Source organism: Streptococcus sp. 1001283B150225_161107_H12 (assembly GCF_015552665.1).
Lineage (GTDB): Bacteria > Bacillota > Bacilli > Lactobacillales > Streptococcaceae > Streptococcus.
The window spans coordinates 1-20,297 of sequence record NZ_JADNFC010000007.1; the positions used below are offsets into that span (position 1 = coordinate 1).

Genomic DNA, 20,297 nt, shown 5'->3' on the forward strand with positions numbered 1-20,297 from the left:
ATGGTCGTGATATACTAATATAGTTGTCGCGCGAGAGCGACAAAGACCTTTGAAAACTGAACAAGACGAACCAATGTGCAGGGCGCTATAACTAAGGTTATAGTACTGAACAATGAAAAAACAATAAATCTGTCAGTGACAGAATGAGTTTAAGACAAACAATTATTTTAATGAGAGTTTGATCCTGGCTCAGGATGAACGCTGGCGGCGTGCCTAATACATGCAAGTAGAACGCTGAAGGAAGGAGCTTGCTCTTTCCGGATGAGTTGCGAACGGGTGAGTAACGCGTAGGTAACCTGCCTGGTAGCGGGGGATAACTATTGGAAACGATAGCTAATACCGCATAACAGTAGATATTGCATGATATCTGCTTGAAAGGGGCAATTGCTCCACTACCAGATGGACCTGCGTTGTATTAGCTAGTTGGTGAGGTAACGGCTCACCAAGGCGACGATACATAGCCGACCTGAGAGGGTGATCGGCCACACTGGGACTGAGACACGGCCCAGACTCCTACGGGAGGCAGCAGTAGGGAATCTTCGGCAATGGACGGAAGTCTGACCGAGCAACGCCGCGTGAGTGAAGAAGGTTTTCGGATCGTAAAGCTCTGTTGTAAGAGAAGAACGAGTGTGAGAGTGGAAAGTTCACACTGTGACGGTATCTTACCAGAAAGGGACGGCTAACTACGTGCCAGCAGCCGCGGTAATACGTAGGTCCCGAGCGTTATCCGGATTTATTGGGCGTAAAGCGAGCGCAGGCGGTTAGATAAGTCTGAAGTTAAAGGCTGTGGCTTAACCATAGTACGCTTTGGAAACTGTTTAACTTGAGTGCAAGAGGGGAGAGTGGAATTCCATGTGTAGCGGTGAAATGCGTAGATATATGGAGGAACACCGGTGGCGAAAGCGGCTCTCTGGCTTGTAACTGACGCTGAGGCTCGAAAGCGTGGGGAGCAAACAGGATTAGATACCCTGGTAGTCCACGCCGTAAACGATGAGTGCTAGGTGTTGGGTCCTTTCCGGGACTCAGTGCCGCAGCTAACGCATTAAGCACTCCGCCTGGGGAGTACGACCGCAAGGTTGAAACTCAAAGGAATTGACGGGGGCCCGCACAAGCGGTGGAGCATGTGGTTTAATTCGAAGCAACGCGAAGAACCTTACCAGGTCTTGACATCCCTCTGACCGCTCTAGAGATAGAGCTTTCCTTCGGGACAGAGGTGACAGGTGGTGCATGGTTGTCGTCAGCTCGTGTCGTGAGATGTTGGGTTAAGTCCCGCAACGAGCGCAACCCCTATTGTTAGTTGCCATCATTCAGTTGGGCACTCTAGCGAGACTGCCGGTAATAAACCGGAGGAAGGTGGGGATGACGTCAAATCATCATGCCCCTTATGACCTGGGCTACACACGTGCTACAATGGCTGGTACAACGAGTCGCAAGTCGGTGACGGCAAGCTAATCTCTTAAAGCCAGTCTCAGTTCGGATTGTAGGCTGCAACTCGCCTACATGAAGTCGGAATCGCTAGTAATCGCGGATCAGCACGCCGCGGTGAATACGTTCCCGGGCCTTGTACACACCGCCCGTCACACCACGAGAGTTTGTAACACCCGAAGTCGGTGAGGTAACCTTTTAGGAGCCAGCCGCCTAAGGTGGGATAGATGATTGGGGTGAAGTCGTAACAAGGTAGCCGTATCGGAAGGTGCGGCTGGATCACCTCCTTTCTAAGGATAAGGAAACCTGCACGTTCGTCTTGTTTAGTTTTGAGAGGTCTTGTGGGGCCTTAGCTCAGCTGGGAGAGCGCCTGCTTTGCACGCAGGAGGTCAGCGGTTCGATCCCGCTAGGCTCCATTGGTGAGAGATCACCAAGGATGAACATTGAAAATTGAATATCTATATCAAATAGTAACAAGAAAATAAACCGAAAACGCTGTGAATATTTAATGAGTTTTCTAATTTTTTAAGAAATTAGGTTAATAAGGTTAAGTTAATAAGGGCGCACGGTGGATGCCTTGGCACTAGGAGCCGAAGAAGGACGTGACAAACGACGAAATGCCTCGGGGAGCTGTAAGTAAGCTTAGATCCGGGGATGTCCGAATGGGGGAACCCAGCAGGTAATACCTGTTACCCATATCTGTTAAGGATATGAGGAGGAAGACGCAGTGAACTGAAACATCTAAGTAGCTGCAGGAAGAGAAAGCAAAAGCGATTGCCTTAGTAGCGGCGAGCGAAACGGCAGGAGGGCAAACCGAAGAGTTTACTCTTCGGGGTTGTAGGACTGCAATGTGGACTTAAAGATTATAGAAGAACTACCTGGGAAGGTAGGCCAAAGAGAGTAATAGCCTCGTATTTTAAATAGTCTTTATACCTAGCAGTATCCTGAGTACGGCGAGACACGTGGAATCTCGTCGGAATCTGGGAGGACCATCTCCCAACCCTAAATACTCCCTAGTGACCGATAGTGAACCAGTACCGTGAGGGAAAGGTGAAAAGCACCCCGGGAGGGGAGTGAAATAGAACCTGAAACCGTGTGCCTACAACAAGTTCGAGCCCGTTAATGGGTGAGAGCGTGCCTTTTGTAGAATGAACCGGCGAGTTACGATATGATGCGAGGTTAAGTTGAAGAGACGGAGCCGTAGGGAAACCGAGTCTGAATAGGGCGTCTTAGTATTATGTCGTAGACCCGAAACCATGTGACCTACCCATGAGCAGGTTGAAGGTGCGGTAAAACGCACTGGAGGACCGAACCAGGGCACGTTGAAAAGTGCTTGGATGACTTGTGGGTAGCGGAGAAATTCCAAACGAACTTGGAGATAGCTGGTTCTCTCCGAAATAGCTTTAGGGCTAGCGTCGACATTAAGATTCTTGGAGGTAGAGCACTGTTTGGGTGAGGGGTCCATCCCGGATTACCAATCTCAGATAAACTCCGAATGCCAATGAATTATGGTCGGCAGTCAGACTGCGAGTGCTAAGATCCGTAGTCGAAAGGGAAACAGCCCAGACCACCAGCTAAGGTCCCAAAATAATTGTTAAGTGGAAAAGGATGTGGGGTTGCACAGACAACTAGGATGTTAGCTTAGAAGCAGCTATTCATTCAAAGAGTGCGTAATAGCTCACTAGTCGAGTGACCCTGCGCCGAAAATGTACCGGGGCTAAAACAATTTACCGAAGCTGTGGATACCTTTATAGGTATGGTAGGAGAGCGTTCTATGTGTGAAGAAGGTATACCGTGAGGAGTGCTGGAACGCATAGAAGTGAGAATGCCGGTATGAGTAGCGAAAGACAGGTGAGAATCCTGTCCACCGTAAGACTAAGGTTTCCAGGGGAAGGCTCGTCCGCCCTGGGTTAGTCGGGACCTAAGGAGAGACCGAAAGGTGTATCCGATGGACAACAGGTTGATATTCCTGTACTAGAGTATGTAGTGATGGAGGGACGCAGTAGGCTAACTAAAGCGTGCGATTGGAAGTGCACGTCTAAGCAGTGAGGTGTGAATTGAGTTAAATGCTTAGTTCTATAACATTGAGCTGTGATGGGGAGCGAAGTTTAGTAGCGAAGTTAGTGATGTCACACTGCCAAGAAAAGCTTCTAGCGTTAAACATACTCTACCCGTACCGCAAACCGACACAGGTAGTCGAGGCGAGTAGCCTCAGGTGAGCGAGAGAACTCTCGTTAAGGAACTCGGCAAAATGACCCCGTAACTTCGGGAGAAGGGGTGCTGACTTAGGTCAGCCGCAGTGAATAGGCCCAAGCAACTGTTTATCAAAAACACAGCTCTCTGCTAAATCGTAAGATGATGTATAGGGGGTGACGCCTGCCCGGTGCTGGAAGGTTAAGAGGAGTGCTTAGCGTAAGCGAAGGTATGAATTGAAGCCCCAGTAAACGGCGGCCGTAACTATAACGGTCCTAAGGTAGCGAAATTCCTTGTCGGGTAAGTTCCGACCCGCACGAAAGGCGTAATGATTTGGGCACTGTCTCAACGAGAGACTCGGTGAAATTTTAGTACCTGTGAAGATGCAGGTTACCCGCGACAGGACGGAAAGACCCCATGGAGCTTTACTGCAGTTTGATATTGAGTGTCTGTGCCACATGTACAGGATAGGTAGGAGCCATAGAGATCGGGACGCCAGTTTCGATGGAGGCGATGTTGGGATACTACCCTTGTGTTATGGCCACTCTAACCCGGATAGGTGATCCCTATCGGAGACAGTGTCTGACGGGCAGTTTGACTGGGGCGGTCGCCTCCTAAAAGGTAACGGAGGCGCCCAAAGGTTCCCTCAGAATGGTTGGAAATCATTCGCAGAGTGTAAAGGTATAAGGGAGCTTGACTGCGAGAGCTACAACTCGAGCAGGGACGAAAGTCGGGCTTAGTGATCCGGTGGTTCCGTATGGAAGGGCCATCGCTCAACGGATAAAAGCTACCCTGGGGATAACAGGCTTATCTCCCCCAAGAGTTCACATCGACGGGGAGGTTTGGCACCTCGATGTCGGCTCGTCGCATCCTGGGGCTGTAGTCGGTCCCAAGGGTTGGGCTGTTCGCCCATTAAAGCGGCACGCGAGCTGGGTTCAGAACGTCGTGAGACAGTTCGGTCCCTATCCGTCGCGGGCGTAGGAAATTTGAGAGGATCTGCTCCTAGTACGAGAGGACCAGAGTGGACTTACCGCTGGTGTACCAGTTGTCTCGCCAGAGGCATCGCTGGGTAGCTATGTAGGGAAGGGATAAACGCTGAAAGCATCTAAGTGTGAAACCCACCTCAAGATGAGATTTCCCATAACTATATGTTAGTAAGAGCCCTGAGAGAAGATCAGGTAGATAGGTTAGGAGTGGAAGTTGTGTGAGCAATGGAGCGGACTAATACTAATAGCTCGAGGACTTATCCAAAAAGTAACTGAGAATATTTACAGCTGGTTAGATTTTTGTTAGAATATAGGTATTCAATTTTGAATGTTCATCATTCAGAGTTAAGTGACGATAGCCTAGGAGATACACCTGTACCCATGCCGAACACAGAAGTTAAGCCCTAGAACGCCGGAAGTAGTTGGGGGTTGCCCCCTGTGAGATATGGTAGTCGCTTAGCTTTTTTCCGCCATAGCTCAGTTGGTAGTAGCGCATGACTGTTAATCATGATGTCGTAGGTTCGAGTCCTACTGGCGGAGTCAGTACCCGAAAGGGTTTTTTTATTTCTCTTTTATTAATAAATTAAAAAAGGTTCTTTCGAACCTTTTTTCTTATTTAAAGAAAACATCGTATAGAGCTTTAATAGCCTGTTTTTCTTGTTCTTGATTGACGACAAACATGATGGAAACTTCGCTGGATCCTTGCGAAATCATTTGGATATTAATGTTATTTTTTGATAAAGCCTTTGTGGCTGTAGCTGTTACACCAATTTGATTTTTCATATTCTCTCCGACAATCATAATAATGGAAAGATCATGTTCAATTTCGGCATAATCCACTTGTAAATCTTGGATTAGATGTTTTAAGATTTCTTGTTCTTTAATTGGAGTCAATTCTTTTGACCGAAGAATTACTGATAAGTCGTCAATACCTGTTGGCATATGATCCCAACTAATATTCAAATCTTCTAAAATTTGCAATAATTTTCTACCAAAACCGACTTCTCTATTCATTAGATATTTGGTGGTATTAATGCTGACAAATCCCGAATCTCCAGCAATTCCAACAACTTTAACATTTTCATCGGTATGGTTCAGCACAATCTTCGTACCTGGATGTTTTGGATTGTTTGTGTTCTTGATCACCATTGGAATTTTTCCACGATAGGCTGGTACCAGTGCTTCATCATGGAGGACACTAAAGCCAGCATAGGCTAATTCCCGCATCTCCTTATAGGTTAATTCAGGAATAGAATGTGGCTGTTTGATAATGCCTGGGTGAGCTGCAAAAATACCATCGACGTCTGTAAAGTTCTCGTAGAGATCTGCTTTAACTCCCGCTGCGATAATTGATCCTGTAATATCAGAACCACCTCTTGAAAAAGTACAGACTTGGCCTTCTTTAGTAATTCCAAAGAATCCAGGGATCACTAAAATTTCATTATGGTTTCTCAGTTCTTCAATCTTATCGTAACTAGAAGGAAGAATGCGAGCATTGCAAGGTTCACTTGTTACAAAGATACCTGCATCTTTTGGATGGATATATTTTGCTTCTAAACCTTTTTTTACAAAGTAAGCTGCGATGAGTTTCGCATTGTTGTTTTCTCCTGCTGCTAAGAAGGTATCATATAAGAAAGTGTTGTCAGACTTGGGAAGTGTTGCAAGGGATTTGATATCTCTAGCAATCTCTTCGATAATTTCCTCGTCTAAGTCTAACTCCTCTGTAATAGATCGATAGCGATTGATAATCCATTCTTGACTTTGGTTCGTATCTTTTCCGTTGGTATATTCTTTAAAATACTTGATGAGGGCATCTGTGACTTTTGTGTCCTCCGCATTGCGTTTCCCTGGAGCAGAAACGACCACGTATTGACGGGCTTCATCTTCTTTAACGATATTGAATACTTTTTCTAACTGGGTAGCAGAAGCTAATGAACTACCACCAAATTTAACTACTTTCATGTGGACTCCTTTACACAACTTTCTTTAAATTATACCAAAGATAGAGCTTGGTTACAATCTAAAAAAGCACTGTTATCAAGCGAGTCTTTCGGGTGAGACACTTTGTTATGAAAATGTAATTTACTTATCAAAGTAGTTGTGCTAAAATAATATAAAAATAAATAAGTTCAACTATCAAACAATTTGAATAGCGAATTAGTAAAGAGGTGGCTTATGGTGTTCGAAACGATTATTTATTCTGTAGAAGAGGATCTCGCATCTATTATTTTAAATAGACCAGAGGTTTCAAATGGTTTTAACATTCCAATGTGTCAGGAAATCCTTGAAGCATTAGAATTAGCTGAGAATAATCCAGATGTTCGTTTTATTTTATTTAAAGCAGTCGGTAAGGTTTTTTCAGTTGGTGGTGATTTAGCTGAGATGAAACGGGCTGTTGATGCTGATGATATCGATTCGTTAACGCAAATTGCGGAATTGGTCAATCAAATCTCTAAAAAAATGAAGCAAATTCCAAAACCTGTGATTATGGTTGCAGATGGTGCAGTTGCAGGAGCAACTGCTAATATGGCAGTAGCGGCTGACTTTTGTATTGCATCTGATAAAGCGAAGTTTATTCAAGCCTTTGTTGGAGTCGGTTTGGCTCCTGATGCCGGTGGTCTATTCCTTTTAGGAAGAGCCATTGGTTTGACTAGAGCAACTCAGTTAGCAATGACTGGTGAACCATTAGGTGCTGAAAAGGCTCTGGAATATGGTGTTGTGTACAAGGTTTCTGAAGTAGAAAAATTAGACAAGACTGTCAACCAACTACTCATGAAGTTAAGGCGTAGCTCAGACAATTCATTTGCTGCGATTAAAGAGTTGGCTTGGTCTAGCATGCTGACTGACTGGGATCGTTATGCTGAAATTGAGTTGAGATTGCAGAGAAATCTTTCTCTAAAGGAAGACTTTAAAGAGGGAGTTATTGCCTATTCAGAGCGTCGGCGCCCAAAATTCCAAGGAAAATAAAAACGTAAAATTTTTATGTTTTTGTTACTGAGGCTTGCTATTTGGTTTGATTTTTGATAAAATTCGATTATCAAAGTAATGAATAGGGGGTGTGGTTTTTGAATTTTCAACTAGTCAATGATTACCTTACATCCATTTTTAACAACGTATTAGTCATCGAAGAAACTAGTTTACGTAGCAGTCGATTTAATGATGTTTCCATCAAGGAAATGCACACAATAGATGTCATCGGCTCAACACCAAACGCAACTCCAAGTGATATTTCGCGTTCGTTAATGGTAACGTTAGGTACAGTCACTACCAGTTTAAATAATCTTGAACGAAAAGGTTATATTGAACGAACCAGATCTGAAGTCGATCGTCGGGTTGTCCATTTGAGTTTAACCAAAAGAGGCAAGCTCTTGTATCGGCTTCACCAACAATTTCACAAGCGGATGGTCAATCAAATTATCGATGGAATGTCTCCAGATGAACGGAAAGTGATGCAAAAAGGGTTGCAGAACCTTTATCGTTTCTTGGAGGAGTTGAAATAATGACTTTTGCAAAAATTAGTCAGGCAGCCCATTATGCGCCAATCCAAGTGATTTCCAATCAGGATCTTTCTGAACGGATGGATACCAGTGATGAGTGGATTGCTAGTCGGACAGGAATTCGGAAGCGTCATATTTCTCAATCAGAATCAACCAGCGATTTAGCTACGGAAGTGGCTCGTCGCTTGCTTGAAAAAAGTGGTTTACAAGCGGATCAGTTGGATTTTATCTTTGTTGCTACGATTTCACCGGATTCCATGATGCCATCTACAGCTGCTCGTGTTCAAGCTAAAATTGGTGCCTCTAAAGCCTTTGTTTTTGATTTGACCGCTGCTTGTAGTGGATTTGTATTTGCGCTTGCGACTGCTGAAAAGTATATTCGCTCTGGCCAGTACAAACGAGGAATCGTTATCGGAAGTGAAACCTTATCGAAAGTGATCGATTGGGAAGATCGGACAACAGCAGTCTTGTTTGGGGATGGTGCTGGCGGTGTTTTATTGGAAGCTTCCGAGCAACAAACTTTTTTAGCAGAAAGTCTGTTTTCAGACGGTTCCCGTGGAGAAGTTCTTCAATCATCATCTGTTGGTTTATCTTCACCATATTCTGATAAGGAAGAAGATAAAAAATATTTGTCAATGGATGGGAGAGCAGTCTTTGATTTTGCCATTCGGGATGTGGCTAAGAGTATTAAAAATACGTTAGCAGATGCTCCAGTGCCTGTTGAAGAGATTGATTTTTTTCTTCTGCACCAAGCAAATGACCGTATCTTAGATAAAATGGCTAAGAAAATCGGGGTTGATCGGGAAAAACTTCCTGCAAACATGATGGAATATGGTAACACGAGTGCCGCAAGTATTCCAATTTTATTATCGGAGTGTGTCGACCAAGGACTGATCAAATTGGATGGAAGTCAAACAATTCTTCTGTCTGGATTTGGTGGAGGTTTGACATGGGGCTCACTTCTTGTTACAATCTAGTTAAACATGTGGTAACACATTTTAAAAATTTTTTATTATTTTAAGGAGGCCAATCATGGCAGTATTTGAAAAAGTACAAGAAATTATCGTTGAAGAACTTGGTAAAGAACCATCAGAAGTAACACTTGAGTCTACTTTTGAAGATCTTGAAGCTGATTCATTGGATTTGTTCCAAGTGATTTCAGAAATTGAAGATGCATTCGACATTCAAATTGAAACTGAAGAAGGATTGTCTACTGTAGGTGACCTTGTTACTTACGTAGAAGAAAAAACTAAATAATAATGGATGAGAGTATCGAAAGATATTCTCTCTTGTTTAGGTAATAGTTTGACGCTCAAAGCAAAGAACCGCTTTCAAACTATTACTTAAGCGAAAATGAGGAAGGTACTATGCAAACACGAATTACAGAATTATTAAACATTAAATATCCAATTTTCCAAGGTGGTATGGCTTGGGTAGCAGATGGAGATCTTGCTGGAGCTGTATCCAATGCAGGTGGTCTTGGGATCATCGGTGGAGGAAATGCACCTAAAGAAGTTGTCAAAGCGAATATTGATCGTGTCAAATCCATTACTGACAAACCTTTTGGAGTGAATATCATGCTCCTCTCTCCTTTTGCAGATGACATTGTTGACTTGGTTATCGAAGAAGGGGTTAAAGTTGTTACCACTGGTGCAGGGAATCCTGGGAAATATATGGATCGTTTCCACGAAGCTGGCATTACCGTTATTCCAGTTGTACCTTCAGTAGCTTTAGCAAAACGGATGGAAAAACTAGGTGCGGATGCTGTGATTGCTGAAGGAATGGAAGCAGGTGGGCATATTGGTAAATTGACTACCATGACCCTGGTTCGTCAAGTGGTCGAAGCTGTTTCTATTCCCGTTATTGGTGCTGGTGGTGTGGCTGATGGTGCTGGAGCAGCTGCAGTCTTCATGCTTGGAGCAGCTGCTGTTCAAGTGGGAACACGATTTGTCGTAGCTAAAGAATCAAATGCTCACCAAAACTTTAAGAATAAAATCTTGAAAGCTAAAGACATTGATACAGTAGTGTCTGCGTCAGTTGTTGGCCATCCAGTTCGTGCGATTAAGAATAAATTGGCTTCTGCCTATAACCAAGCGGAAAAAGATTTCTTGGCAGGTAAGAAGACTCAAGAAGAAATTGAAGAATTAGGAGCAGGTGCTCTTCGCAATGCTGTTGTGGACGGAGACGTTGATAACGGATCTGTGATGGCAGGACAAATTGCAGGTCTCGTAGGTAAAGAAGAAACCTGTGCTGAAATCTTGGAAGATATCTATTTTGGAGCTGCTAAAGTCATTCAGAAAGAAGCAGCTCGCTGGGCAGATGTCAAATTCTAACAAGTAAAGGAAAGGAAGAGGACAGTGACAAAACGTGCTTTCTTATTTGCTGGTCAAGGTGCCCAAAAATTGGGGATGGCTAGTGACTTGTATGCAACTTATCCGATTGTTAAGGAGACATTTGATACTGCAAGTCAGATTTTGGGCTATGATTTACGAGAATTGATTGATTCTGATGAAGACAAGCTCAATCAAACACGCTTTACCCAACCGGCTATTTTGACAACTTCAGTAGCTATTTATCGTCTATTAGCAGAAAAGGGCATGACACCGGATATTGTTGCCGGTCTTTCTCTAGGAGAATATTCTGCTTTGGTTGCTGCAGGTGCTCTTTCTTTTGAAGAAGCAGTCGCTTTGGTAGCCAAGCGGGGTGAATTTATGGAAACAGCTGCGCCTGCTGGAAGCGGGAAGATGGTAGCTGTCATGAATACTGATCCTGCCTTGATTGAAGAAATCTGTCAACAGGCTTCTGAAAAGGGAGTTGTAACACCAGCTAACTACAATACTCCTGCCCAAATTGTGATTGGTGGAGAGGTTGAAGCTGTGGATTATGCAGTTGAACTCTTACAAGAAGCAGGGGCAAAACGGTTGATTCCTCTAAATGTCTCTGGTCCTTTCCATACGGCCTTACTTGCTTCTGCTAGTGAAAAACTAGCGACTGAACTTGAAAAAGTTACTTTTAAGGACTTTAGCTTGCCTTTGGTTGGGAATACAGAAGCAAAGATCATGAAATCAGACGAAATCAAAGCTTTATTAGCTCGCCAGGTGATGGAGCCTGTTCGTTTCTATGATTCGATTGCAACGATTCAAGAGTTTGGAGTAGATGAAGTGATTGAAATTGGTCCAGGTAAGGTCTTGACTGGTTTCTTGAAAAAAATTGATAAAACTCTTCCAACGAAAAATGTTGAGGATCAAGCAAGCCTTGATGCCTTACTGAACGAATAAGATGAGGTGACTATGGAACTGAAGAATAAAAATGTATTTGTTACTGGCTCAAGTCGAGGCATTGGATTGGCTATTGCACATAAATTTGCGTCAAAAGGTGCCAACATTGTCTTAAATAGTCGTGGAGAGCTCCCTGCAGGTCTAGTGGATGAATTTGCCTCATACGGTGTGAAGGTAGTTGGCGTTACTGGGGATGTATCCCAAGCTACGGAAGCGAAACGAATGGTCGCGGAAGCGATTGAAGCACTTGGCTCAGTAGACATCCTTGTTAACAATGCTGGGATTACCAATGATAAGCTCATGTTAAAATTGACGGAAGAAGATTTTGAGCAAGTCTTGAAGGTGAATTTGACTGGTGCTTTTAATATGACACAATCAGTCTTAAAGCCGATGACCAAAGCACGTGAAGGTGCTATCATTAACATGTCGAGTGTTGTCGGTCTGACAGGAAATGTTGGACAAGCCAACTATGCAGCCTCAAAAGCTGGTTTGATTGGTTTTTCTAAATCTGTAGCACGTGAAGTAGCTGGTAGAAATGTCCGTGTCAATGTCATTGCGCCGGGCTTCATTGAGTCTGATATGACAGAAGGACTTCCTGAAAAAATTAAAGAAATGTCTCTCGCTCAAATTCCAATGAAACGATTTGGAAATACAGAAGAAGTGGCAGATGTTGCAGTCTTTCTTGCGACTCAAGAATATCTAACAGGGCAAGTCATCGCAATTGATGGTGGCTTAACCATGCAATAAAAAGAGGTAGGTTTTGAAATGAAATTAAATCGTGTTGTTGTAACAGGCTATGGCTTGACATCTCCAATCGGAAACACTCCAGAAGAATTTTGGAATAGTTTAAAAGAAGGAAAGATTGGGATTGGTCCGATTACAAAATTTGACCACAGTGACTTTGCTGTTCATAATGCAGCTGAAATCCATGATTTCCCATTTGATAAGTACTTTATCAAGAAAGATACAAACCGCTTTGACAACTACTCTTTGTATGCCTTGTATGCCGCTCAAGAAGCTGTGAATCATGCAGGTTTAGATGTAGAAGCTATTGATAAAGATCGTTTTGGTGTCATTGTTGCTTCTGGTATTGGTGGTATCAAAGAAATCGAAGATCAAGTGATTCGTTTGCATGAAAAAGGACCAAAACGTGTCAAACCAATGACCCTTCCAAAAGCTTTGCCAAATATGGCATCTGGTAATGTTGCCATGCGTTTTGGAGCTAATGGAATTTGTAAATCGATCAATACTGCTTGTGCCTCTTCCAATGATGCGATTGGGGATGCTTTCCGCGCTATTAAGTTTGGTTTCCAAGATTTGATGTTGGTTGGTGGTTCAGAAGCTTCTATTACGCCATTTGCAATCGCCGGTTTCCAAGCCTTGACAGCTCTTTCAACAACAGAAGATCCAACTCGTGCTTCTATTCCATTTGATAAAGATCGGAATGGATTTGTAATGGGTGAAGGATCAGGAATGTTGGTACTTGAAAGTTTGGAACACGCTGAAAAACGTGGTGCAACCATTCTTGCTGAAGTCGTGGGCTACGGAAATACTTGTGATGCTTACCATATGACTTCTCCACATCCAGAAGGTCAAGGTGCTATTAAAGCAATGAAGTTGGCTTTGGATGAGGCAGAAATTGAACCAGCTCAAGTTGATTATGTCAACGCTCATGGTACCTCTACTCCAGCAAATGAAAAAGGAGAAAGTGGTGCAATCGTTTCTGTATTTGGTACAGAAGTTCCAGTATCTTCTACAAAATCATTTACAGGTCACCTCTTGGGGGCAGCAGGGGCAGTTGAAGCTATTGCGACGATTGAAGCAATTCGCCATCAATATGTTCCAAAAACTGCTGGAACACAAGAGTTATCAGATTATATTGAAGCCAATGTCATCTTTGGTGAAGGGCAAGAACGTCCGATTTCCTATGCTATTTCCAATACATTTGGATTTGGAGGACACAATGCTGTCTTAGCCTTTAAACGTTGGGAGGGATAAAGTGAATATTCAAGAGATTAAAGACCTAATGAGTCAATTTGACCAATCTAGTCTTCGTGAATTTAGCTATCAAAATGCAACTGATGTGCTATCATTTAGTAAAAATACTGGCAGTGTAGCTAGCCCACAACCTGCTACGCCAGCTCCTGTAGTTCAGGAAGTGGCACCTGCTGTTGAGAGCCCTGTTGTTCTTGCAGAAGAACCAGTTGCTCCTTCAGCACCAGCTCCTGAAGCAAGTCCAGCAGTAGCAGCAGAAGGGGAAGTGGTTGAAAGTCCTCTTGTTGGTGTAGCTTATTTAGCTTCAGGTCCAGATAAACCAGCTTTTGTTCAGGTTGGAGATAGCGTTTCAAAAGGCCAAACCCTATTGATTATTGAAGCGATGAAAGTTATGAACGAAGTTCCTGCACCAAGGGATGGAATTGTCACTGAAATCCTTGTTTCAAATGAAGAAATGGTTGAGTTTGGGAAAGGATTGGTACGGATTAAATGATCGATATTCAAGCTATTAAAGAGGCTCTTCCGCATCGCTATCCGATGTTGTTGGTGGATCGCGTCCTTGAAACAAGTGAGGATACGATTGTAGCCATTAAGAATGTGACGATCAATGAGCCCTTCTTTAATGGGCACTTTCCAAGCTACCCAGTAATGCCAGGTGTCCTCATTATGGAAGCCTTGGCACAAACTGCCGGTGTCTTAGAATTATCCAAACCAGAAAATAAAGGGAAATTAGTCTTTTACGCTGGAATGGATAAGGTTAAATTTAAAAAACAAGTCGTTCCGGGAGATCAGCTCGTGATGACGGCTACCTTTGTCAAGCGTCGTGGTTCGATTGCGGTCGTGGAAGCAAAAGCGGAAGTCGATGGGAAATTAGCTGCTAGCGGGACCCTAACATTTGCAATTGGTAACTAGGGAGGTTTCTATGTTCCGAAAAATTTTAATCGCGAATCGTGGTGAAATTGCGGTCCGGATTATTCGAGCTGCTCGTGAATTAGGAATTGAAACAGTCGCTGTCTATTCAACGGCTGATAAAGAAGCCTTGCATACCTTACTAGCGGATGAAGCAGTTTGTATTGGGCCTGCCAAGTCAACCGAATCTTATTTGAACATGAATGCTGTTTTATCTGCAGCTGTCTTGACTGGATCAGAAGCGATTCACCCAGGATTTGGATTTTTGAGTGAAAATTCGAAGTTTGCCACCATGTGTGAAGAAGTAGGGATTAAGTTTATTGGACCATCAGGGTCTGTTATGGATATGATGGGTGATAAAATTAATGCCCGAGCACAAATGATCAAAGCAGGCGTACCTGTGATTCCAGGATCAGATGGTGAAGTTCATACAGCTGAAGAAGCCTTGGAAGTTGCCGAACGGATTGGTTATCCTGTCATGCTGAAGGCATCAGCTGGAGGTGGCGGTAAAGGGATCCGTAAAGTAGAACGGGCAGAAGACCTAGTTCCAGCTTTTGAATCTGCTTCGACAGAAGCTAAGGCGGCCTTTGGCAATGGAGCTATGTACCTTGAACGCGTCATCTACCCAGCTCGTCATATTGAGGTTCAAATCCTGGCTGACCAATTTGGACATGTGGTTCATTTGGGTGAACGGGATTGTTCCCTTCAAAGAAACAACCAAAAAGTCCTCGAAGAATCTCCATCCGTAGCAATCGGTAAGACAATTCGAGACCAAATCGGATCTGCAGCCGTCCGCGCAGCAGAATCTGTTGGCTATGAAAATGCTGGGACCATCGAGTTTCTTTACGATGAAGGTAAAGGCGAATTTTACTTCATGGAGATGAACACTCGGGTTCAAGTAGAGCATCCCGTGACAGAATTCGTCACAGGAATTGATATCGTAAAAGAGCAAATTAAAATTGCTACTGGGCAAGAATTGTCTGTAAGCCAAGAAGATATTCAAATTTCTGGTCATGCCATTGAATGCCGGATCAATGCAGAAAATCCTGCCTTTAACTTTGCACCTAGCCCAGGAAAAATCACCAATCTCTATCTTCCAAGTGGAGGAGTCGGCTTGCGCGTGGATTCAGCTGTCTATCCTGGCTATACGATTCCACCTTACTACGATAGTATGATTGCCAAAATCATTGTCCATGGAGAGAATCGTTTTGATGCCTTGATGAAGATGCAACGCGCCCTCTATGAGTTGGAAATTGACGGTGTAATGACTAACAGTGATTTCCAATTGGATTTGATTTCAGATTCGAACGTGATTGCTGGTGACTACGATACCGCCTTTCTGATGGAGACATTTTTACCAAATTATCAGAAAAATCAATAAGCATTGAACTTTGTAAATGTGAGATTCATTTTCACAAGGAATGAACGCGCACAATTACAAAGTTCTTTTACCAAGTAAGGAGAAGTTGATGGCTTTATTTTCTAAAAAAGATAAGTACATTCGAATTAATCCCAATCGGTCGGCCATTGAAGCACCTCAGCCAAAACCAGAGGTTCCAGATGAGTTGTTTTCTCAGTGTCCGGGCTGTAAACATACGATTTACCAAAAGGATCTTGGAAGTGAACGTCTGTGTCCTAAGTGTGGTTATACCTTCCGCATCACTGCGGTTGAGCGACTTCAATTGACGATTGATCCAGGAAGCTTTATTGAATTGTTTACGGGTATTGAGACCAAGGACCCGCTTAAGTTTCCAAACTACAAGAAGAAATTGGCGGCTGTTCGTGAATTGACAGGACTTGATGAAGCTGTGCTAACAGGAACTGCAAAGATCGGTGGCCATCAAGTGGCTCTTGGTATTATGGATTCTAATTTCATCATGGCTTCTATGGGCTCTGTGGTCGGTGAAAAGATTACGCGTCTATTTGAATTGGCGACAGAAGAAAAGCTCCCAGTTGTGCTCTTTACCGCTTCTGGTGGCGCTCGGATGCAAGAAGGAATCGTCAGTTTGATGCAGATGGCTAAAATCTCTGCAGCTGTTCAAAGACACTCAAAAGCAGGCTTATTTTATCTGACAGTTCTAACAGACCCAACAACAGGTGGGGTAACGGCGTCATTTGCAATGGAAGGGGATATTATCATTGCAGAGAGCCAGGCCCTTGTGGGATTTGCAGGTCGACGAGTGATCGAGTCTACTGTACGGGAACAGTTGCCGGATAATTTCCAAAAGGCTGAATTTTTGCAGGAGCATGGCTTTGTGGATGTGATTGTCCAGCGTAGTGAGATGCGTTCAACAATCGCAGACTTGTTAGCCTTTCATGGAGGGAAGTAATGACAAGAATAACACAAATTATTAAAGAAGCTCGTGACCAAGGACGTTTGACTGCTCTCGATTATGCTCATGGAATTTTTGATAACTTTATCGAATTGCATGGAGATCGAAATTTCCGAGATGATGGTGCAGTGATTGGTGGAATTGGCTGGTTAGGGGATCAAGCGGTAACGGTTGTCGGGATTCAAAAAGGAAAGAATCTTCAGGACAACCTCAGTCGAAACTTTGGCCAACCCCACCCAGAAGGCTATCGAAAAGCCTTGCGTTTGATGAAACAGGCGGAGAAATTTGGTCGTCCAGTAGTAACCTTCATCAACACTGCGGGTGCATATCCGGGTGTTGGTGCTGAAGAGCGGGGACAGGGTGAGGCTATTGCCCGCAACCTCATGGAAATGAGTGATTTAAAAGTTCCGATTATCGCGATTATCATCGGAGAAGGTGGCTCAGGTGGTGCCCTAGCTCTTGGTGTAGCAGATAAGGTCTGGATGCTGGAGAACTCCATCTATGCAGTCTTGAGTCCAGAAGGGTTTGCTTCTATTCTTTGGAAAGACGGAAGCCGTGCCATGGAAGCAGCTGAATTGATGAAGATTACTTCGCATGAGTTGTTGAATATGGACATTGTGGACAAGGTGATTCCGGAGCATGGTTTTTCCAATGGCGAATTACTAGCTCAAGTGAAGAAGGAAATCCAAGCAGAATTGAAGGAGCTACAAGCCTTGCCTCTCGAAGAACTTCTAGAGCAACGTTACCAACGTTTTCGTAAATATTAAAAAACTGAGCTTGCAATTTGCAAGACTCAGTTTTTTAAAACTTTATTTTGGTGCGATGACTTCAGCGCCACCTATGTATGGACGAAGGACTTCAGGAATAGTTACAGAACCATCTTCGTTTTGATAGTTTTCAAGAATAGCTGCCACTGTACGTCCAACAGCCAATCCAGAACCATTCAAGGTGTGAAGAAGTTTAACCTTACCGTCAGCTTCATCACGATAGCGGATTTGGGCACGACGTGCTTGGAAATCTTCCGTATTTGAACAGCTTGAGATTTCACGATAGGTATTTTGTGCTGGGATCCATACTTCCAAGTCGTAAGTCTTAGCAGCTGAGAAGCCCATGTCTCCTGTAGAAAGAGCAACTACGCGATATGGAAGGTTGAGTTTTTGAAGGATGTTTTCAGCGTTGGCTGTCATCTTTTCCAATTCTTCATATGATTCTTCCGGTTTGGCAAATTTGACCATTTCTACCTTATGGAATTGGTGTAAACGGATCAAACCACGAGTGTCACGACCAGCAGAACCTGCTTCTGAACGGAAAGAAGGGCTCATGGCAGTAAAGTAGATTGGGAGATCCTTGCCATCGATGATTTCGTCACGGTAGTAGTTGGTCAGAGGCACTTCGGCAGTTGGAATCAAGACATAGTTGGTGTCGCTGAGTTCAAAAGTATCTTCCTTGAACTTTGGATATTGACCAGTACCAAACATAGAATCGTGGTTGACCATGTAAGGTGTGATGACTTCTGTGTATCCTTCCTTGCCATGCTCATCCAACATAAAATTGTAGATAGCACGTTCTAAGCGAGCTCCAAGCCCCTTGTAGAAGAGGAAACGAGCGCCAGTGACTTTACCACCACGTTCCCAGTCAAGGATGTCTAAGTCTTCTCCAAGGTCCCAGTGAGCTTTTGGTTCGAAGTCAAACTCGCGAGGAGTTCCCCAACGGCGAACTTCTACGTTGTCATCCTCATCTGCTCCAACAGGTACACTATCAGCAGGAATGTTTGGAAGGGTTGTAGTAAATTCTGTCAATTTCGCATCGATTTCTGCCAATTCTGCATCGAGTGCTTTGACTTCTGCAGAAAGAGTTTGCATGGCAGCAATCTTATCATCTGCATTTTCTTTGTTGCGTTTGGCTTGGGCAATTTCAGCAGATACTGTGTTACGCTCAGCCTTGAGGCCTTCTACTTTGACCAAGATGTCACGACGCTTGGCATCGATTTCTTTCATTTCGTTCAAGATGGCAGCATCTACACCGCGTGTCGCTAATTTTTCAGCAACTGCATCAAAGTCTGTACGAATCCGTTTAATATCTAACATAGCTTCTCCTTTAACAAAAAACACACCTGTCAGAGTGTTGGAGTGGCAGAGCCACGGTTCCATCCAACTTCACAGGTGTGCACTTGATTCGATATTGTATTTTAACTAAACGGTAGAATTTCAATTAAGATTTCTATCTGCTCGCAGCAACCGCAGACTTTCTGAAAGATTTCTTTAATTTACTTATCCGTTTTCGTTTATTATACAAGAAAAGGAGCTATTTTGCAAATAGATTTTTAATTTTAGCTGCGATGGTTTGGATCAAGGTCGGTAGCTTGACAATTTTATCATTTCCAAGGTGTTGACGGGCAATTTTTAAGATTTTACCCGAGTCTTTAGAAGCAAAGAGGAACTTACTTTCCTTGGTGTAAATTTCAAAATGGCGGCTAATTTTACGCCCGGATACGTTGGCTCCAATCTGTTCGATTTCTTTCCAGGGAATTTGGACGTAGTCTTCTACATTAGCATCTGCGTAAAATTCAAAAGCCACATCTCCAACTAACATTTTTCCAACCTTTCCACCAACACCTAGATAAGAGACACCAGTGGTATGGAATTCCACGGTTTTATTCTGTGATTGCGCCATGTGATCCTCCTGTAACAATGTTCATTTCATTATACCATAATAAAAAGAAGGTCGAAACCTTCTTTTTTGTTGATCTTTGCTTACATCAAGCCAGCAACGTGTGCCAAGACACCGATTACAAAGAGGGCGATGATGATAGTGATTGGAGATACTTTCTTCTTAAGCAACCACATACAAGCGAAAGTAAGAAGCAATCCCATCAAACCAGGAATCAATGAATCCAAGTTTTGTTGGAAAGTCGTAACTTTTTCAGGTGTTTGAGATAGACCTGAACCAACTTGAGCGAAGGCTTCTTGGATACCCTTGTATCCTTCAGGAAGTTTATCCCAGTGGATATAAGCTTTGTCGTCTAATTTGACAGAAGAAACATTAAAGATGAATTTAATAGATACCCAACGTTCTACCAAGACAGCAAGGATGAACATCCCGAGGATAGAAGCTCCTTTAGTGATGTCTTGCAAGATCCCACCAGACATATCTTTGGTAATTTCAGAACCTGCTTTGTATCCAAGTTCTTGGGTGTACCACAAGAAGGACATACGAATCGCATTCCAAGCAAAGAAGAAGATAAGTGGACCAAGGATATTACCAGTCAAGGCAAGAGATGCACCAAGTGCTCCAAGGATTGGACGAACTGTAAACCAGAAGACAGGATCTCCGATACCCGCCAAAGGTCCCATCATACCAATCTTAACCCCTTGGATAGCGGCATCATCAATCGCAGCGCCATTTGCTTTTTCTTCTTCAAGGGCAAGAGTTACCCCGATGATTGGAGCAGCTACGTATGGGTGAGTGTTGAAGAACTCCATGTGACGCTCAAGAGCAGCCGCTTGGTCTTCTTTCTTCGTGTAAAGTTTTTTGATAGCTGGGATCAATGAGTAAGCCCAACCCAAGTTTTGCATCCGTTCATAGTTCCAAGAACCTTGCAAGAAGGTTGAACGCCACCAAACTTTTTGACGATCTGATTTAGATAATTGTAATTTTTCAGTCATGATAGTGTCACACCTT

At 43.5% G+C, this 20,297-nt stretch carries 17 protein-coding genes, 2 tRNA genes and 3 rRNA genes; 18 read left to right on the forward strand and 4 right to left on the reverse strand.

Annotation, left to right across the window (positions count from 1 at the left end):
* The first annotated feature begins 166 nt into the window (after positions 1-166).
* From I2C87_RS08875 to I2C87_RS08895, 5 genes are all read left to right on the forward strand, one after another.
* Positions 167-1,715 (forward strand): 16S ribosomal RNA (locus I2C87_RS08875).
* A gap of 53 nt (positions 1,716-1,768) precedes the next feature.
* Positions 1,769-1,841, forward strand: a tRNA-Ala gene (locus I2C87_RS08880).
* Positions 1,842-1,970: 129 nt separating this feature from the next.
* Positions 1,971-4,869 (forward strand): 23S ribosomal RNA (locus I2C87_RS08885).
* A gap of 80 nt (positions 4,870-4,949) precedes the next feature.
* Positions 4,950-5,065 (forward strand): 5S ribosomal RNA (rrf, locus tag I2C87_RS08890).
* The 16S, 23S and 5S rRNA genes sit together here with 2 tRNA genes alongside, the layout of an rRNA operon.
* A 5-nt stretch (positions 5,066-5,070) precedes the next feature.
* Positions 5,071-5,144 (forward strand) — tRNA-Asn (locus tag I2C87_RS08895).
* A 72-nt stretch (positions 5,145-5,216) separates the two neighbouring features.
* Here the strand turns inward: I2C87_RS08895 and I2C87_RS08900 are convergent.
* Positions 5,217-6,566 carry an aspartate kinase gene (locus I2C87_RS08900; RefSeq protein ID WP_195324665.1) on the reverse strand — a complete coding sequence of 450 codons (1,350 nt, stop codon included), beginning with the start codon at positions 6,564-6,566 and terminating at the stop codon, positions 5,217-5,219.
* Between the two features lie 213 nt (positions 6,567-6,779).
* Here I2C87_RS08900 and I2C87_RS08905 point away from each other — a divergent pair, with 213 nt between their 5' ends.
* The 13 genes from I2C87_RS08905 to I2C87_RS08965 all read left to right on the forward strand — a co-directional run bounded on the left by I2C87_RS08905 (position 6,780) and on the right by I2C87_RS08965 (position 17,383).
* Positions 6,780-7,571: an enoyl-CoA hydratase gene (locus I2C87_RS08905; RefSeq protein ID WP_195324666.1), complete on the forward strand. Its 792-nt coding sequence runs from the start codon at positions 6,780-6,782 to the stop codon at positions 7,569-7,571.
* A 98-nt stretch (positions 7,572-7,669) separates the two neighbouring features.
* Positions 7,670-8,104 carry a MarR family winged helix-turn-helix transcriptional regulator gene (locus I2C87_RS08910; protein WP_006597415.1) on the forward strand — a complete coding sequence of 145 codons (435 nt, stop codon included), beginning with the start codon at positions 7,670-7,672 and terminating at the stop codon, positions 8,102-8,104.
* Positions 8,104-9,078 carry a beta-ketoacyl-ACP synthase III gene (locus I2C87_RS08915; RefSeq protein ID WP_123160937.1) on the forward strand — a complete coding sequence of 325 codons (975 nt, stop codon included), beginning with the start codon at positions 8,104-8,106 and terminating at the stop codon, positions 9,076-9,078. Before I2C87_RS08910 ends, I2C87_RS08915 begins: the two co-directional genes overlap by 1 nt.
* 55 nt (positions 9,079-9,133) lie before the next feature.
* Positions 9,134-9,358, forward strand: a complete 225-nt coding sequence (locus I2C87_RS08920) for an acyl carrier protein (protein WP_195324667.1) — start codon at positions 9,134-9,136, stop codon at positions 9,356-9,358.
* A gap of 110 nt (positions 9,359-9,468) precedes the next feature.
* A complete protein-coding gene (fabK, locus tag I2C87_RS08925) occupies positions 9,469-10,434 on the forward strand; it encodes an enoyl-[acyl-carrier-protein] reductase FabK (RefSeq protein ID WP_023027704.1) in 966 nt (321 codons plus the stop codon).
* A gap of 24 nt (positions 10,435-10,458) precedes the next feature.
* Positions 10,459-11,379 (forward strand): ACP S-malonyltransferase, encoded by a 921-nt coding sequence (fabD, locus tag I2C87_RS08930; protein WP_023027705.1) that lies wholly within the window; start codon positions 10,459-10,461, stop codon positions 11,377-11,379.
* Between the two features lie 12 nt (positions 11,380-11,391).
* Entirely contained in the window at positions 11,392-12,126 is a 735-nt protein-coding gene (gene fabG, locus I2C87_RS08935; protein ID WP_006596905.1) for a 3-oxoacyl-[acyl-carrier-protein] reductase, read from the forward strand.
* Positions 12,127-12,144: 18 nt separating this feature from the next.
* Positions 12,145-13,377 (forward strand): beta-ketoacyl-ACP synthase II, encoded by a 1,233-nt coding sequence (gene fabF / locus I2C87_RS08940; protein ID WP_061564758.1) that lies wholly within the window; start codon positions 12,145-12,147, stop codon positions 13,375-13,377.
* A gap of 1 nt (position 13,378) precedes the next feature.
* Positions 13,379-13,867, forward strand: coding sequence for an acetyl-CoA carboxylase biotin carboxyl carrier protein (accB, locus tag I2C87_RS08945; protein ID WP_061564759.1), 489 nt, complete (start codon positions 13,379-13,381; stop codon positions 13,865-13,867).
* Positions 13,864-14,286, forward strand: a complete 423-nt coding sequence (gene fabZ / locus I2C87_RS08950; RefSeq protein WP_006596902.1) for a 3-hydroxyacyl-ACP dehydratase FabZ — start codon at positions 13,864-13,866, stop codon at positions 14,284-14,286. The genes accB and fabZ overlap by 4 nt, the downstream gene beginning before the upstream one ends.
* Positions 14,287-14,296: 10 nt before the next feature.
* Positions 14,297-15,664 carry an acetyl-CoA carboxylase biotin carboxylase subunit gene (locus tag I2C87_RS08955; protein WP_195324668.1) on the forward strand — a complete coding sequence of 456 codons (1,368 nt, stop codon included), beginning with the start codon at positions 14,297-14,299 and terminating at the stop codon, positions 15,662-15,664.
* Positions 15,665-15,752: 88 nt separating this feature from the next.
* On the forward strand, positions 15,753-16,613 hold the full coding sequence (gene accD, locus I2C87_RS08960; protein ID WP_061564761.1) for an acetyl-CoA carboxylase, carboxyltransferase subunit beta: 861 nt from the start codon (positions 15,753-15,755) through the stop codon (positions 16,611-16,613).
* Complete coding sequence (locus I2C87_RS08965; RefSeq protein WP_061564762.1) at positions 16,613-17,383, forward strand: acetyl-CoA carboxylase carboxyl transferase subunit alpha; 771 nt, start codon at positions 16,613-16,615, stop codon at positions 17,381-17,383. Before accD ends, I2C87_RS08965 begins: the two co-directional genes overlap by 1 nt.
* A gap of 42 nt (positions 17,384-17,425) precedes the next feature.
* On the opposite strand, the gene serS is transcribed toward I2C87_RS08965, so the two are convergent.
* The 3 genes from serS to I2C87_RS08980 form a co-directional block, all read right to left on the reverse strand.
* Positions 17,426-18,703, reverse strand: a complete 1,278-nt coding sequence (gene serS / locus I2C87_RS08970; RefSeq protein ID WP_195324669.1) for a serine--tRNA ligase — start codon at positions 18,701-18,703, stop codon at positions 17,426-17,428.
* A 217-nt stretch (positions 18,704-18,920) separates the two neighbouring features.
* A complete protein-coding gene (locus tag I2C87_RS08975; RefSeq protein ID WP_061564764.1) occupies positions 18,921-19,289 on the reverse strand; it encodes a DUF956 family protein in 369 nt (122 codons plus the stop codon).
* An 80-nt stretch (positions 19,290-19,369) separates the two neighbouring features.
* On the reverse strand, positions 19,370-20,281 hold the full coding sequence (locus I2C87_RS08980) for a PTS system mannose/fructose/sorbose family transporter subunit IID (RefSeq protein ID WP_006596896.1): 912 nt from the start codon (positions 20,279-20,281) through the stop codon (positions 19,370-19,372).
* Positions 20,282-20,297 lie beyond the last annotated feature (16 nt).

Excerpts from the sequence above, each read along its gene's own strand:
- I2C87_RS08965 (WP_061564762.1), top strand. The coding sequence starts at position 16,613 with ATGACAAGAATAACACAAATTATTAAAGAAGCTCGTGACCAAGGACGT.
- serS (WP_195324669.1), bottom strand. The coding sequence starts at position 18,703 with ATGTTAGATATTAAACGGATTCGTACAGACTTTGATGCAGTTGCTGAA.
- I2C87_RS08955 (WP_195324668.1), top strand. The coding sequence starts at position 14,297 with ATGTTCCGAAAAATTTTAATCGCGAATCGTGGTGAAATTGCGGTCCGG.
- fabG (WP_006596905.1), top strand. The coding sequence starts at position 11,392 with ATGGAACTGAAGAATAAAAATGTATTTGTTACTGGCTCAAGTCGAGGC.
- I2C87_RS08920 (WP_195324667.1), top strand. The coding sequence starts at position 9,134 with ATGGCAGTATTTGAAAAAGTACAAGAAATTATCGTTGAAGAACTTGGT.
- accD (WP_061564761.1), top strand. The coding sequence starts at position 15,753 with ATGGCTTTATTTTCTAAAAAAGATAAGTACATTCGAATTAATCCCAAT.
- I2C87_RS08975 (WP_061564764.1), bottom strand. The coding sequence starts at position 19,289 with ATGGCGCAATCACAGAATAAAACCGTGGAATTCCATACCACTGGTGTC.
- I2C87_RS08905 (WP_195324666.1), top strand. The coding sequence starts at position 6,780 with ATGGTGTTCGAAACGATTATTTATTCTGTAGAAGAGGATCTCGCATCT.
- I2C87_RS08915 (WP_123160937.1), top strand. The coding sequence starts at position 8,104 with ATGACTTTTGCAAAAATTAGTCAGGCAGCCCATTATGCGCCAATCCAA.
- fabZ (WP_006596902.1), top strand. The coding sequence starts at position 13,864 with ATGATCGATATTCAAGCTATTAAAGAGGCTCTTCCGCATCGCTATCCG.
- I2C87_RS08980 (WP_006596896.1), bottom strand. The coding sequence starts at position 20,281 with ATGACTGAAAAATTACAATTATCTAAATCAGATCGTCAAAAAGTTTGG.
- I2C87_RS08900 (WP_195324665.1), bottom strand. The coding sequence starts at position 6,566 with ATGAAAGTAGTTAAATTTGGTGGTAGTTCATTAGCTTCTGCTACCCAG.
- fabF (WP_061564758.1), top strand. The coding sequence starts at position 12,145 with ATGAAATTAAATCGTGTTGTTGTAACAGGCTATGGCTTGACATCTCCA.
- fabK (WP_023027704.1), top strand. The coding sequence starts at position 9,469 with ATGCAAACACGAATTACAGAATTATTAAACATTAAATATCCAATTTTC.